General features: G+C 28.6%; 1 protein-coding gene. It reads right to left on the minus strand.

Annotated elements, in window-relative coordinates; genetic code table 11:
* Nucleotides 1-131: 131 nt before the first annotated feature.
* Nucleotides 132-305 (minus strand): hypothetical protein, encoded by a 174-nt coding sequence (locus LUA84_RS03735; RefSeq protein ID WP_231434504.1) that lies wholly within the window; start codon nt 303-305, stop codon nt 132-134.
* Nucleotides 306-419 lie beyond the last annotated feature (114 nt).

The following is a 419-nucleotide window of genomic DNA, read 5'->3' on the forward strand; positions in this document are numbered from 1 at the left end:
TCTTACAACATGATGAGGATATTTTCTTACAATAAATAAAAATTCTTTTACTTCATTTTCTAAATATTTTAATATATTGGTTCTTACAGCTTCTAAGGAATAAACAGATACCTGAACATTATGTAATGCAATTAAATGAGCAGCATATTTCCATTGATCCTTTGGTTTCTTTCATCATTCTCCATAATCTGCATCCTTAATTTTGGTACTGGAGCACCTGGAATTTCATTATATGATTTAATATATGAAAATCTTGTATATGGTCTTTCTATTTCCTTAAATATTCTCCAGAGTCTCTTTGCCATTTTATATCATTTTCTTTAATAATATATTTATATCTTTTCCATAGTACCCATATGCACCACCCTGACTATATGGAACTTTTATACCTCTTCTTGGATAAGCCTTTGATGGAGTTT

It is taken from the genome of Candidatus Nanopusillus massiliensis (assembly GCF_920984865.1).